This is a genomic window from Planosporangium thailandense (genome assembly GCF_011947195.1).
Taxonomy (GTDB): Bacteria; Actinomycetota; Actinomycetes; order Mycobacteriales; family Micromonosporaceae; genus Planosporangium; species Planosporangium thailandense.
Genome location: NZ_JAATVY010000009.1, coordinates 174,916 through 188,070 on the forward strand (window position 1 = coordinate 174,916; position 13,155 = coordinate 188,070).

Annotated in this window: 10 protein-coding genes; 5 read left to right on the top strand and 5 right to left on the bottom strand. The window is 74.4% G+C overall.

The genetic code is table 11. The features are described from left to right. Positions 1 to 81 precede the first annotated feature (81 nt). Both otsB and HC031_RS34395 read left to right on the top strand, forming a co-directional pair. Positions 82 to 2,649: a trehalose-phosphatase gene (gene otsB, locus HC031_RS15510; RefSeq protein WP_420813642.1), complete on the top strand. Its 2,568-nt coding sequence runs from the start codon at positions 82 to 84 to the stop codon at positions 2,647 to 2,649. 154 nt (positions 2,650 to 2,803) lie between these two features. Then, positions 2,804 to 4,240 carry a diguanylate cyclase gene (locus HC031_RS34395; protein ID WP_167926000.1) on the top strand — a complete coding sequence of 479 codons (1,437 nt, stop codon included), beginning with the start codon at positions 2,804 to 2,806 and terminating at the stop codon, positions 4,238 to 4,240. On the opposite strand, the gene cobA is transcribed toward HC031_RS34395, so the two are convergent. The 3 genes from cobA to cobC all read right to left on the bottom strand — a co-directional run bounded on the left by cobA (position 4,237) and on the right by cobC (position 7,637). Next, positions 4,237 to 5,436, bottom strand: coding sequence for a uroporphyrinogen-III C-methyltransferase (gene cobA, locus HC031_RS15520; protein ID WP_167926001.1), 1,200 nt, complete (start codon positions 5,434 to 5,436; stop codon positions 4,237 to 4,239). The genes HC031_RS34395 and cobA overlap by 4 nt on opposite strands. Before the next feature lie 78 nt (positions 5,437 to 5,514). After that, entirely contained in the window at positions 5,515 to 6,564 is a 1,050-nt protein-coding gene (cobT, locus tag HC031_RS15525) for a nicotinate-nucleotide--dimethylbenzimidazole phosphoribosyltransferase (protein ID WP_167926040.1), read from the bottom strand. Positions 6,565 to 6,569: 5 nt separating this feature from the next. Beyond that, on the bottom strand, positions 6,570 to 7,637 hold the full coding sequence (cobC, locus tag HC031_RS15530; RefSeq protein ID WP_240942532.1) for an Rv2231c family histidinol phosphate aminotransferase CobC: 1,068 nt from the start codon (positions 7,635 to 7,637) through the stop codon (positions 6,570 to 6,572). A 79-nt stretch (positions 7,638 to 7,716) separates the two neighbouring features. On the opposite strand from cobC, the gene HC031_RS15535 reads away from it, so the two are divergent. Then, the gene (locus HC031_RS15535; protein WP_240942533.1) at positions 7,717 to 9,624 is read left to right on the top strand and encodes a transglycosylase domain-containing protein; all 1,908 of its coding nucleotides are present in this window, start codon (positions 7,717 to 7,719) and stop codon (positions 9,622 to 9,624) included. Here the strand turns inward: HC031_RS15535 and HC031_RS15540 are convergent. Continuing rightward, positions 9,621 to 10,199, bottom strand: a complete 579-nt coding sequence (locus HC031_RS15540) for a GNAT family N-acetyltransferase (protein WP_167926003.1) — start codon at positions 10,197 to 10,199, stop codon at positions 9,621 to 9,623. The two genes, HC031_RS15535 and HC031_RS15540, sit on opposite strands and share 4 nt — an antisense overlap. 117 nt (positions 10,200 to 10,316) lie before the next feature. Here HC031_RS15540 and HC031_RS15545 point away from each other — a divergent pair, with 117 nt between their 5' ends. After that, entirely contained in the window at positions 10,317 to 11,090 is a 774-nt protein-coding gene (locus tag HC031_RS15545) for an SURF1 family cytochrome oxidase biogenesis protein (RefSeq protein ID WP_338090674.1), read from the top strand. A 40-nt stretch (positions 11,091 to 11,130) separates the two neighbouring features. Beyond that, positions 11,131 to 11,568, top strand: a complete 438-nt coding sequence (locus HC031_RS15550) for a hypothetical protein (RefSeq protein WP_167926004.1) — start codon at positions 11,131 to 11,133, stop codon at positions 11,566 to 11,568. Here the strand turns inward: HC031_RS15550 and HC031_RS15555 are convergent. After that, complete coding sequence (locus HC031_RS15555; RefSeq protein WP_167926005.1) at positions 11,551 to 13,107, bottom strand: ATP-dependent DNA ligase; 1,557 nt, start codon at positions 13,105 to 13,107, stop codon at positions 11,551 to 11,553. The two genes, HC031_RS15550 and HC031_RS15555, sit on opposite strands and share 18 nt — an antisense overlap. Between the last annotated feature and the right edge of the window lie 48 nt (positions 13,108 to 13,155).

Genomic DNA, 13,155 nt, shown 5'->3' on the forward strand with positions numbered 1-13,155 from the left:
GTTCAAACCGACGACGGGGGCGCGACGCCGCCCGGCCACCGTTCGGCCGCTCCGGCCGACCTCGCCGGACCGGCCGATGCCCTGGAGGCCGGGCTACGCGCCGCGTGCGCGCGGGTCGCCCGGGTACCCACCCTCCTCGTCGCGTGTGACTACGACGGCACCCTGGCGCCGATCGTGGAGGATCCCACCCGCGCCGCACCGCTGCCGGAGGCCGTCGCCGCGCTGCGGGCGCTCGCCAGCCTGCCGCAGACCACCGTGGCGGTGATCTCGGGACGTGCGCTCCGGGACCTCGCGGCCCTGTCGCGCCTGCCCAGCGAGGTGCATCTCGTCGGCAGCCACGGCTCGGAGTTCGACGTCGGCTTCGTCGACGCCCTGGCGCCGGACCTGCAGCAGTTGCACGGGGAGCTGGTCGAGACGCTGTCGGGTCTCGTACACCGCCGCCCCGGCGTACGGCTGGAGGTCAAGCCGGCCAGCGTGGCGGTGCACACCCGGTCCGCCGAGCCGGAGGTCGCCCGGCTGGTCCTGGAGTCGATCCTCACCGGGCCGGCGACCTGGCCGGGCGTCACCGTGACCCAGGGCAAGCAGGTCATCGAGCTGTCGGTGATCACCACCAACAAGGGCCTGGCCGTCGACGCGCTGCGCACCCAGGTGTCGGCCAGCGCGGTGGTGTTCCTGGGCGACGACGTCACCGACGAGAACGCCTTCGCCCAACTGCACGGCCCCGACCTGGGGATCAAGGTCGGCCCGGGCGAGACCCGGGCGCACTTCCGCGTCTCCGGCCCGGTCGACGCCGTACGCCTGCTCGGCCTGCTGCTGCACTACCGCCGGCAGTGGCTGTTCGGCGAGCGGGCGGTGCCGATCGAGCGCCACTCGATGCTGGCCAACGGGCGTACCGTCGGGCTGGTGACCCCGGACGCCCGGGTCAGCTGGCTGTGCCACCCCCGGCCGGACTCCTCGGCGATCTTCGCCGACCTGCTCGGCGGGCCCAGCGCCGGCCACTTCACCATCCGGCCCGAACGCGGTGGCCTGCCGCTGGGCCAGCGCTACCTGCCCGGCACCATGACTGTCGAGACGCGGTGGTCCGGGCTGACGATCACCGACTGGCTCGACACCCACCCGGTCAACGGCGTCGCCGAGGGGCACGGACACCCCCTCAACGTCTCGGACAACCAGGGCACGGCACTCATCCGGGTGTTGACGGGCACCGCCCGGGCCCGGATCGAGTTCGCCCCGCGCCCGGAGTTCGGCCAGCTGCCCATCCGGTTGCAGCCGCTCGGCGACGGCCTGCTCGTCCTCGGCTCCAGCGAACCGATCGCGCTGTACTCCCCCGGCATCGAGTGGGACATCGTGTCCGACGGCGGCAACGAGATCGCCCGGGCGGTCGTGGACCTCGCGGCGAAGGGCGGCACGGCAACCCTGGAGCTGCGGCTGGGCACCGCCGACGTGGGGGCGCACGCCCTCGATCCCGACAAGCGCCGGATGATCATCGAGGAGCGCTCGCGGGAGTGGTCGTCGTCGCTGCGGCTGCCGGCCCAGGCCCGCGAGGCCGTCCTGCGCAGCGCCCTCACGCTGCGGGGACTGTGCCATGAGCCGACCGGCGCGGTCCTCGCCGCGGCCACCGCGTCGCTGCCCGAAGAGCTGGGCGGGGTCCGCAACTGGGACTACCGGTACTGCTGGCTGCGCGACGCGGCCATGAGCGCCCGGGTACTGGTCGACCTCGGCTCGATCGAAGAAGCCGACCGGTTCCTGTCCTGGACGATGCGGGTGATCGAGTCGACCGGCGGACACCCGGAGCGGCTGCACCCGCTGTACGCCGTCGACGGCAACGAACTCGGCGCCGAGGCGGTCATCGACACGCTGCCCGGCTACGCCGGCTCCCGGCCGGTACGCGTCGGCAACGCCGCCAACCGGCAGGTCCAGCTCGACGTGTTCGGGCCGGTGGCCGACCTGATCGCGGCCGTCGTGGACCACCGCGGACTCACGCCCAACGACGTGGCGGTCATGGGCGCGATGGTCGAGGCCGTCGAGCGGCGCTGGCACGAGCCCGACCACGGCCTGTGGGAAGCCCGGCTGCCCCCGCGCCACCACGTGTACTCCAAGGTCATGTGCTGGCTGACCGTCGACCGGGCCATCCACCTCGGCGAGAAGCACGGCATGCCGATCCGGCCGGAGTGGCGCGAACTGCGCGACACGATCGCCGACAACGTCCTCACCCACGGCTGGCATGACAAGGTCGGCGCCTACACGGTCGCATACGGCGACCGCGACCTGGACGCCTCCTCGCTGTGGATCGGGCTGTCCGGGCTGCTGGCCGACGACGACCCACGGTTCCTGAAGACCGTCCTGGCGATCGAGGCGGAGCTGCGCAGCGGCGCGACGGTCTACCGGTACCTGTGGGACGACGGCCTGCCCGGCCGGGAAGGCGGCTTCCACATCTGCACCGCCTGGCTGATCGAGGCGTATCTGCGTACCGGTCGCCGCACGGAGGCCGAGGAGCTGTTCCAGCAGATGCTCGACACCGCCGGCCCGACCGGCCTGCTGCCCGAGCAGTACGACCCGGAGGCCGAGCGCGGCCTGGGCAACCACCCCCAGGCGTACAGCCACCTCGGGCTGATCCGCTGCGCGATGCTGCTCGACCAGGCGCGCTGACGTACATCTGACACCAGCAAGGCCCGGTGCGCGCCGACCGCAGCGCACCGGGCCTTGCCGACGGTCGAACAATCCCTCATTCTCCCCGTTTGAGGGCCGATCTTCCGATGGGAAGGAGTCGGCGAAGCGGGCGGGGTTGGCGAGGGAGGCGACGGTGGGGGCAGCGCGGCCCGGTCGGGCATCGCCGCGCGGCTTCGTGCCCGCGTACCTGCTCGCCGTCGCCCTCGCGGCCGGAATCCAGGCCGCCAGCCCGGAGCGCGCGCTGCCGTTTGTCTACGCCGCGACGGTCGCCCTTCCCCTGATCACGATCCCCATCGGCGTGCGGGCCAACCGCATCGACCGGCCACTGCCCTTGTACATACTCGCGCTCGGGACCGGCCTGTCCGCCGCATCGAGCGTGGTGTCGGGCATCGGTGACCTGTTCGGCCCGGTGCCGGGCGGGCCCGTGGCAGCCGGCATCCTCGACCTCGTCGCGTACGTGGGTGTGCTGGCCGCCGCCGCCATTCTGGTCGCCCAGCAGGCGCCCCGCGACGCCGGCCGGGTCATCGACGCGGCCCTCATCGGGACCTGCGGCGCGGGGATGCTCTGGGAGTGGGTACTGCGATCACACCTCTCGCCCAACTACCAGACCCCGGCCGGCACGGTGTCGGCTCTGGTCGCCACGCTGGCCCTGATGGCCATCCTCGGGTCGCTGCTGCGGGTGTTGCGGACAGCCACCCGGGCCCGAGCACCGCTGGCCCTCATGCTCGTGGCGCTGAGCATCGCCACCCTCGGCAGAATGTTCGATCAGCTCGGCTACCCCGAGGGCCGGTCGCCGTTCCTGTGGAGCCCCTGCTGGGTGAGTCTCGCCGCCGCGGCGCTGCACCCCGCCGCCCGGTACCTGACGGTCCCGACGCACAAGGAGCCCGACCCGGTGACGAGCGGCCGGCTGCTGCGCCTGGGCCTGATCCTCGCCGTGATCCCGCTCGTCGGTGGCGTACCGCAGCTGTTCGGCCAGCCGTCGGACGGGCTGCTGCTGACCGTCGGCGTCCTCGCGACCATCCCGCTGGTGCTGATCCGGGTCGGCCAGCTCGCCCGCCAACGCACCGAGGCCCAGGACGCCCTCGCCTACCAGGCCGCACATGACGAGCTGACCGGGTTACCGAACCGGCGCGCCGTGCTCGAACAGCTCGACCGGGCGGTCGAGCGATTCAACGCCGGGGAGCTCGACCAGCTCACCGTGCTCTTCTGCGACCTCGACGGCTTCAAGCCCGTCAACGACCGGCTCGGCCATCAGGTCGGCGACGAAGTGCTGCGGGTGGCCGCGCTGCGGCTGCATGAGTGCGTACGCGCCAGCGATCTCGTCGGCCGGTTCGGCGGCGACGAGTTCCTGGTCATCTGCCCGCACACCTGCGGGGACGACATCGCGTCCCGCGTCGAGCGGGTCTTCGCCGCCCCGCTCACCGTCTCGGCCGGACCCGTGACCCTGGGGGTCAGCGTCGGCATCGCCCGTACCAGCCCCGGCGCTCCGACCACCAGCGACGCTCTCGTCGCCGCCGCCGACGGCGCGATGTACGCGATCAAGCGCGCCCGGCAGGCGGAGGCGCACTAGTCGGACGGCAGGACGTTCACCACGTCACCGAGTACCACGATCGCCGGCGGGCGCAGCCCGGCCTCGGCGACCTGCTCGGCGATCGTGTCCAGGCGGCCCCGGATCACCCGCTGGGCCCCGGTCGTACCCTCCTGGACGACGGCCGCTGGGGTCGCGGCGGGCCGGCCGTGCGCCAGCAGCGTCGCGGCGATGGCGGCCAGGTTCTTCAGGCCCATCAGGACGCACACGGTGCCGCGCAGGCGGGCCAGGGCCGGCCAGTCGACGAGGGACGCCGGGTGGTCCGGCGGTACATGGCCGGAGACGACGACGAGCTCGTGCGCCACGCCCCGGTGCGTCACCGGGATGCCGGCCACGGCCGGGGCGGCCAGGGCGCTCGTCACGCCGGGGACCACGGTCACCGGAATGCCGGCCTCGACGCAGGCGATCAGCTCCTCGCCGCCGCGGCCGAACAGGTACGGGTCGCCGCCCTTGAGCCGGACGACGAACCGGCCTTCCTTGGCCCGCTCGACCAGGATCCGGTTGATCTCCTCCTGGGTCCGCGACGGCCCGTACGGGATCTTCGACGCGTCCACCAGCTCCACCTCGGGGCGCAGCTCGTCGAGCAGCAGGCCCGGTACGAGCCGGTCGGCCACCACGACCTCGGCGGCGGCGAGCAGCCGCCGGCCCCGGACGGTGATCAGCTCGGGGTCGCCGGGCCCGGCGCCGACGAGCGCGACGCCCGGGCCAGGTCGCTCCAGGTCCAGGGCACCTTCGCCAAGTCGTTCCCGGATTCCGTCCCGGATCGCCATGGCCCGGCGCGGGTCGCCGCCGCCGAGCACCGCCACGGTCACCGGACCGTGGCGGGTCACCGCCGGTGTCCACGCCGTCGCCGCGTGGCGGTCGTCGGCGCGTACGCAGAAGATCCGGCGCTCCCGCGCCGCGTCGCCGATCTCGGTCGCCGCAGCCGGGTCGTCGATGGCGACCTGCACCAGCCAGGCGCCGTCCAGGTCGCCCGCCTCGAACCGGCGCGCCCGCCACCGGACCCGGCCGGCGGTGGCCAGGTCGTGCAGGGCCGGGGTCAGCACCGGCGCGACCAGCACCACGTCGGCGCCGGCCGCCAGCAGCGCCGGGACCCGCCGGGTGGCCACCGTCCCGCCACCGACGACGAGGACGCGCAGCCCCTCCAGGCGCAGCCCTATCGGGTACAGCTCGCTCACTCTCTCCCCTCCCCTGCTTTCGACGATCTTGGACACTTGTGCGACCTATAGGTCTCACAAGTGTCCAAGATCCCCGGGTTACTTCTCGCTGACGCCGGCCGCATCGAACGTCGCCACCTCGTGGAGCACCCGGACCGCGCAGGCCACGATCGGCAGCGCGAGCAACGCGCCGGTCCCCTCGCCGAGGCGTAGCCCCAGGTCGACCAGCGGGTGCAGGCCGAGGTGGGCCAGCGCCACCGTAGCGCCCGGCTCCGCCGACCGGTGCCCGGCCACCATCGCGGCCACCGCGGCGGGGGCCAGTGCCGCCGCCACGAGCGCCGCCGAGGCGGCGATGACCCCGTCGAGCAGTACCGGCACCCGCCGGGCCGCCGCGCCCAGGACGTACCCGGCGATCGCCGCGTGCTCCAGGCCGCCCACGGCCGCGAGCGCGCCGATCGGGTCGTCGGCCGAGACCTGGTGCCGCGACAGCGCCTGCCGGACCACGGTCACCTTGTGCGCATGGGTGAGATCGTCGATCCCGGTGCCCCGGCCGGTGACCTCCGCCGGGTCGGCGCCGGTGAACACCGAGATCAACGCGGCGGCGGGCGTGGTGTTGGCGATGCCCATGTCGCCGGTCAGCAGGGTCTTCGCGCCTTCGTCGATCAACTGGTTGGCGACGTCGACGCCGACCGTGAGCGCCTGCCGCGCCTCGTCGCGGGTCAGCGCCGGCCCACCCGTGAAGTCCCGGGTGCCGGCGCGGACCTTGCGGATCAGCAGCCCGTCGGCCGGCGCCAGGTCGCACCCGACGCCCACGTCGACGACGGTGACGCTCGCGCCGCCCTGCCGCGCGAACGCGTTGACCACGGCGCCACCGGCCAGAAAGTTCGCCACCATCTGGGCGGTGACCTCCTGCGGCCACGGGGTGACGCCCTGTGCGTGCACGCCGTGGTCCCCGGCGAACACGGCGACCGCGCCGGGGGTGGGCTGCGGCGGCGGGCAGGTGCCCGCCAGGCCGGCGAGGCGGGCGGACAGCTCTTCCAGCGCGCCCAGCGAGCCGGGCGGCTTGGTCAGCCGCAGGTGCAGGTCGCGGGCGGCCTGCGCCGCCGCGACGTCGGCCGGCGCGATGGCCGCGATCGTGCGGTCGAGCAGTTCGGTCACGAGGAAGTCCCCTTCAACACGTCGGCCAGGACGGCCACAAAGGCATCAGTGGTGGCGGTGTCGCGGACGGCCAGGCGCAGCCAGTCCGGCCCCAGGCCGGGGAACGTGTCACAGCGGCGCACCGCGTACCCGCGCTCGCGCAGCCGGTCGCGCACGCCCGGCCCGTCAGCCACCTCGATGAGCACGAACGAACTGGCGGGGGTACCGGCGACCCGCACGCCGGACAGCGAGGCGAGGCGGTCCAGCAGGTGCGCCCGGTCGGCGGCGAGCCGGTGCGCGATGGCCCGCTCCGCGGCGACGGCGGTCGGCGAGGCGCACGCGACGGCCGCGGCCAGGGCCGGCGTGGATACCGGCCACAGCGGCGCGACGGCGTCCAGCCGGTCGACCAGCGCGGCGTCGGCCAGCAGGTACCCCACCCGCAGGCCGGCGAGTCCCCAGGTCTTGGTGAAACTGCGGATCACGACGAGCCCGGGCAGGTCGCGGCGGTGCGCCAGCGACTGCGGCTCGCCGGGCACGGTGTCGGCGAACGCCTCGTCGACGACCAGGACCCGGCCGGGGCGGGCCAGCGCGGCGACGGTCTCCCGGTCGTGCAGTACCGATGTGGGGTTGGTGGGGTTGCCGAGGACGACCAGGTCGGCGTCGTCAGCCACGAGCGAGGGGTCGAGCCCGAAGTCCGGGTCGAGGACCACCCGGTCCACGGCGTGGTCGGCGGCCCGCAACGCGGCTTCCGGCTCGGTGAACTGCGGATGCACCACGACCGGCCGGACCGGCCGGAGCGCGTGGGCGAGCAGGCTGAACGCCTGCGCGGCCCCGGCGGTCAGCAGTACCTCCGCGGGTGGCCGCCCGTGCCGGGCGGCGACGGCCGCACGGGCCGGGCCCGGGTCGGGGTAGCGGGCCAGGTCGGCCAGCGCCGCGGCGATGGGCTCCGCCAGCCAGTCGGGCATGGGATCGGCCCGTACGTTCACCGCCAGGTCGACCAGCCCGTCGGCCACCTCGCGGTCGCCGTGGAAACGCAGGTCCGCGGCTGCGGTGCCGGCGGGTGCGGGCGGACGCGGCGGGACCATGCTGAGCATCTTGCCCGGCCGGCGGTGTGGCCACGAATCCGGGTGGTGGCGGCCATGAATACGCCACAAACTAGCTAATTTGTCCTATCTTGTCCTGGTGGAGCGGACCCAGCGGCACCGCGGCCGCCTGGTCGGACGGGTCGTCGGCCTCGTACCGACCGGCCTGATCATGTGCGTCGCCGTGGCCGTGCTGTCGTACCCCTTCGCGGCGATGGTGGGGCTCACCGTCAGCGCCAGCATCAACGAGGTCGACATCCAGGCCCAGCAGCTGCCCGAGGTGCCGCCGCCGCAGCCCAGCCGGCTGTACGCGGCCGACGGCACCACCCTGGTCGGCCAGTTCTCCGACCACGGCCACGGGTACACCCCGCTCGACCGCGTCGCACCCGCGCTCGCGCAGGCGGTCGTCGCCGATGCCCGGTCGGACCAGCCCGCGCGGGGCGCCTCGACGCTGACCCGGCAGTACGTCCGCGACGTCCTGCTGGACGCGGCCCGCACGCCGCAGGAGCTCGAGGCCGCCAGCGAGCCGACCGCCGCCCGCGAACTGCGCGAGACGCAGCTCGCGGAAACCGTCGAGCGGAAGCTGACCAGGGCGCAGATCCTGGAGCGCTACCTCAACATCGCGTACTTCGGCCACCAGGCGTACGGGATCGCCGCCGCCGCCGGCGTGTACTTCTCCAAGCGCCCCGCCGATCTCACCGTCGGCGAGGCGGCTCTGCTGGCCGGGCTGATCCGGGAACCGTCGGCGCACGACCCGGCCGGCGACCCGGCCGCCGCGGCCGAGCGGCGCGACCGGGTCCTCGACCGGATGGTCGCCCTGCACGACATCACCCGGGCAGCCGCCGACCGGGCCAGGTCGGAGCCGGTCACGCTCCGCCTGTCCGAACCGCCCGACGACTGCGCGGCGACCACCGACCCCGGCTACGGCTACTTCTGCGACCTGTTCACCGCCTGGTGGATGGGGCAGCCGGCGTTCGGATCGAGCCCCGAGGAGCGGCTGAGCCGGCTGCGCCGCGGCGGGTACCGGATCGTCACGTCGCTCGACGCCGCGCTTCAGGCCGGCGCGTACCGGCACGTCGTCGCCGACGAGCCGGCCGGCAGCCCGGTCGCCCACGGGCTCGTCGCGATCGAGCCCGGCACCGGCCGGGTGCGCGCGATCGCCGTCAACCGGCCGTACCCGGGCCCGGCCGGCCCGTCCCCGGGTGGCACGGCCCTGCCGAGCCGGCCGGCGGGCACCACCGGCACGCTGTTCACGATGCTCGCCGCGCTCGACCGGAACCTGCCGCTCACCACGTCGATCTCCGCGCCACGCACCGGACGGCAGACGATGTGGTCGGCGTTCGGCGAATCCGTCGACACGTACTTCGCCCAGCTCGAGCAGCAGATCGGCGCCGACGCGGCGGCGGCCGTGGCCACGCGGCTCGGCCTGACCCCGCGCACCGGCGGCGTCGCGAGCGCCACCCCGCTGGAGCTGGCCGGGGCGTACGCCACGATCGCCGCCGACGGCGTGTACTGCGACCCGCTCCCCGTCGCGAGCGTCACCGACCCCGACGGCGCCCCGGTCATGACGTCCGGCGTCACACCTGTCGACGTCGCCGCGCCCCGGTGCCGCCAGGCCGTACGGCCGCAGGTGGCGCGCGCCGCGGTCGACGCCGCCCGCTGCGTCACCGGCTACGGCGCGGCGACCGCCGGCGTCTGCGGAACCCGGTCGACCGCCCCGTCGGTGTACCGGACGGTCCGGCGCCCGGTCGCGGGCGGGACCGGTACCACCGACGACGACCGGACCGCGTGGTTCGTCGGGTTCTCGCCGGCGCTGACCGTGGCGAGCTTCGTCGCCGCCCCGGACGGTCCCCGGGTCGCGCTGGGCGCCGCCCATCGCGCCGCCCCGATCCGGTCGGCGGCGCAGACGCTGCGCGACGGTCTGGCCGGCACCGCCGTACGCGGCTTCACCGCGCCGGACCCGACCATCGCGTACGGCCGGCGGGGCTAACGCAGGTCGGCCGCGACCAGCGACCAGATCTCGACGTCGACCCGCCCGCCGGCCACGTGCCCGGCGTTGCGCAGCAGCCCTTCGTACGTGAAGCCGGCCTTCTCCGCCACCCGGCGCGACGCCACGTTGCCGGGCGCCACCCGCAGCTCGACCCGCTGGAAGTCGTGCTCGAGGATCAACGCGATCGCGAGCGCGTCGACCGCCTCCGCGGCCACCCCGAAGCCGCGGGCGCCGGGCGCGACCGCGTACGACACCTCGGTCGAGCGGGCGGTCCAGTCGGTACGCCGGAGCCACAGGCAGCCCACGACCCGATCGTCTTCGCGCCGCACCACGCCGTAATGGTCGCCGTCGCCGCCGTCGCGGACCGCCGTGGCGAGGTCGGTGCACCAGGACACCGCGTCGACCGGCCCGTCCCCGGTGGGGAACGGCAGCCAGCGGCGGGTCTGCCGGTCGGCGAAGATCTCGGCGACGTCCGCGGCGTCGTCGACCTCCAGCGGACGCACGTGCAGCCGCGGGGTAGCGACCGTCAGCGACGGGAACCGCGTCACCGTCGCCGGCCAGTAGGAGGCGCTCATCGTCTCAAGACCCCTCCGCCCCGAGGAACAACCGCAGGCATCGATCGCAGCCGCCGTCCGCCGACGATACCGGGTCACGGCAACCGGCACCTCGTTTGCAGCCGGTAGCGTTGTGGCGTGTACCGGTTCCTCGCCACCCCCCGCTGGCTGGGGCTGGCCGCGCTGTCGTTGCTCCTCGCCGCAGTGATGGTCGGCCTCGGCGACTGGCAACTGCACCGCTATCACGAGCGCTCGGCGATCAACGCCCGTATCGACGCAGGCAGCAGCGGTCCGGCCGTGCCGATCACGCGCGTGCTGCCCGCGCCGGGCGGTGCGCACGGGCAGGTCGGTCCCCCGCCGTCGAACACCAGGGAGTGGACGCGGATCCAGGTGACCGGGCACTACGACCCCGCCCACGAGCACCTGGCCCGGGGCCGCAGCGTCAACGGCCAGGTGGGCTTCGAGGTGCTCACCCCGCTGATGCTCGACGACGGCTCGGCGGTGCTCGTCGACCGGGGCTGGCTGCCTCCCCCGACCACCGGTGGCGCGCTGGACAAGCCGCAGGTCCCGGCGGCGCCGACCGGCCAGGTCACCGTCGTCGGGCCGCTGCACCGGCCCGAGAGCGGCGCGGACCGTCCCGTCGACGGCATGGTGCGGCGCGTCTCCCCCGCCACGTTGAGCCTGCCGTACCCGGTCTACGGCGGGTACGTGACGCTCGACCACCAGACGCCGCCGGCCGACGCCCGGTTCACGGCCATACCCAGCGAGCACGAGAACGCCTGGCAGAACGCGGGGTACGTGGTGAACTGGTGGGCGTTCGCGATCCTGACGCTCTTCGGGTACGGATACCTCGCCCGCCGCGAGGCCCACGGCGATGCGACCGGCGAGCGCCCGGTCGAGGTGCCGGCGTAGTCATATGCGGAAATACCACCCCGGCATCTACAGTGCCGTTATGAGTACCGACGTCGATGGCGACGAGCCGGCGTCGACCGCCGCGCCGGCCCCGGTGACGGGCGGCGCGTCGAGCCCGGTGACGGGCGGCGCCACCGTGGCGCGGCGTCCGGCGCGGCGAAGCGGTGACCTCCTCGGCCGGATCGGCGACATCGAGGTGACCGCCGCTGCGCTGCGGACCCCGGCCGGTCGGATCCCAAGGGCGGCCGCGAGCATCGAGGTCACGGACGAGCGGATCGTGCGTACGCCGATGTGGGCGGTCTTCTGCGCGATCGTCGGCACCTTCGCCGCGCCCGTGATCAGTCTGCTGTTCCTGCTCGTCAAGGAGACGGCTCCCGGGGCCGTCCGGGTACGGGTGGCCGGTGGCGGGGTGCGCCACGAGACCGTGGTCACCGACCCCGCCGAGATCGAACTGGCGGGCCTACTCGCCGCCGGTTAGCCGGCCGGCGTGGATCGCCCGTACGTCGTCGATGGTGTCGGCCTCGGCGGCGCTCTTGTCCTCGCGGTAGCGCAGTACCCGGGCGAAGCGCAGCGCCACGCCGCCCGGGTAGCGCGGTGACGTCTGCACCCCGTCGAAGGCGATCTCGACGACCAGTTCCGGGCGTACGGTGACGACCCACTCCCCTTCCGAGACGGCCAAGGCCTTGAGCCGCTCGGTCTGCCACCGCAGCATCTCGTCGGTGAGCCCCTTGAACGTCTTACCGAGCATGACGAACCCGCCGGTACGAGGGTCACGGGCGCCCAGGTGGAGGTTGGACAGCCAGCCGCGGCGCCGGCCGTGGCCCCACTCGGCGGCGAGTACGACCAGGTCGAGGGTGTGCCGCGGCTTGACCTTGACCCAGGCGGCGCCCCGGCGGCCCACGTCGTACGGCGCGTCGAGCGACTTCACGACGATCCCTTCCTGACCCGCGTCGACCGCGTCGGCGAACGCCCGCTCCGCGTCGGCGACGCTGCTGACCTCGGTACGGGTCACGAGCAGGTCGGCGGGGACGGCGGTGGCGAGCGCCGACCACCGGTCGCGGGCGGGCGCGTCGATCAGGTCGACGCCGTCGAGATGGAGCAGGTCGAAGAAGAACGGCCGCAGCTCGGCCGGCTGCTTGCGGCGCGCGGCCCGGCTCGAGATCTCCTGGAACGGCAGCGGCCGGCCGGCCGCGTCCAGCCCCATCGCCTCGCCGTCGAGCACGAGGGTACGGGCGGGCAGCGCGCGTACCGCGGCGACGACACCGGGCAGGCGGGCGGTGAGGTCGTCGAGGCTGCGGCTGAAGACCGCGACGTCGGAGCCGTCCCGGTGCACCTGGATGCGCACCCCGTCGAGCTTGGCGTCGGCGGCGGCCGGAAAGCCGGTGGCCGCGAGCGCGTCGGCCACCGACGGCGCGCTCTGGGCGAGCATCGGCGCGAGCGGCCGCCCGACGGCGAGGTGGAACTTCACGAGCGCCCCCGGACCGCCGGTGAGCGCGGCGGCGGCGACCGCCTTGACGTCACCGGCCAGCAGCAGGGCCCGGCGGACCTCCGCCACCCCGACGTCGGCCGCCTTCGCGATGGCGTCGACGAGCAGGCCGGCCTGGGCGCCCTGGCGCAGCTCGCCGGTGAGCAGGCCGACGAGTACCCGCTGCTCGTCGGCGGTCGCGGCGGCGAACAGTTCGTGGAGGAGGCGGCGGCGCTCGGCCTGGGACCCGGGGCCGCTGGTTTCGGACATCCGCTGCAGCGCGGCGTCGACCTGGTCGACCGTGAGGGTGGCGGCGGGCGCGGGCGCGGGCAGCTCACGCAGGCTGGCCCAGCCCACACCGGTCTGGCGTTGGCGCAGCTCGCCGGCCAGGTAAGCCGCGCCGGCGGCGATTCGGATCGTCGCGTACGGATCGGCCGTGCCCGCGCCGACGGCGAGCCGGCGCAGCGCGTCGGCCAGAAGTTCGATCTTGGCTCGGCGGCCCGGGGTCTGCGTCAGCGCGGCCGACGTGGCGGCGAGGTCAACAAAGCGCACCAGTTCATATTGCCCCTGCTCGACACGGCATCGCGAAACTCGACGTAG

What these genes read in the sequence shown, in the direction of transcription:
- HC031_RS15540 (WP_167926003.1), bottom strand. Translation starts at nt 10,199, where the DNA reads ATGAGCGCCTCCTACTGGCCGGCGACGGTGACGCGGTTCCCGTCGCTG.
- HC031_RS15550 (WP_167926004.1), top strand. Translation starts at nt 11,131, where the DNA reads ATGAGTACCGACGTCGATGGCGACGAGCCGGCGTCGACCGCCGCGCCG.
- cobC (WP_240942532.1), bottom strand. Translation starts at nt 7,637, where the DNA reads ATGGTCCCGCCGCGTCCGCCCGCACCCGCCGGCACCGCAGCCGCGGAC.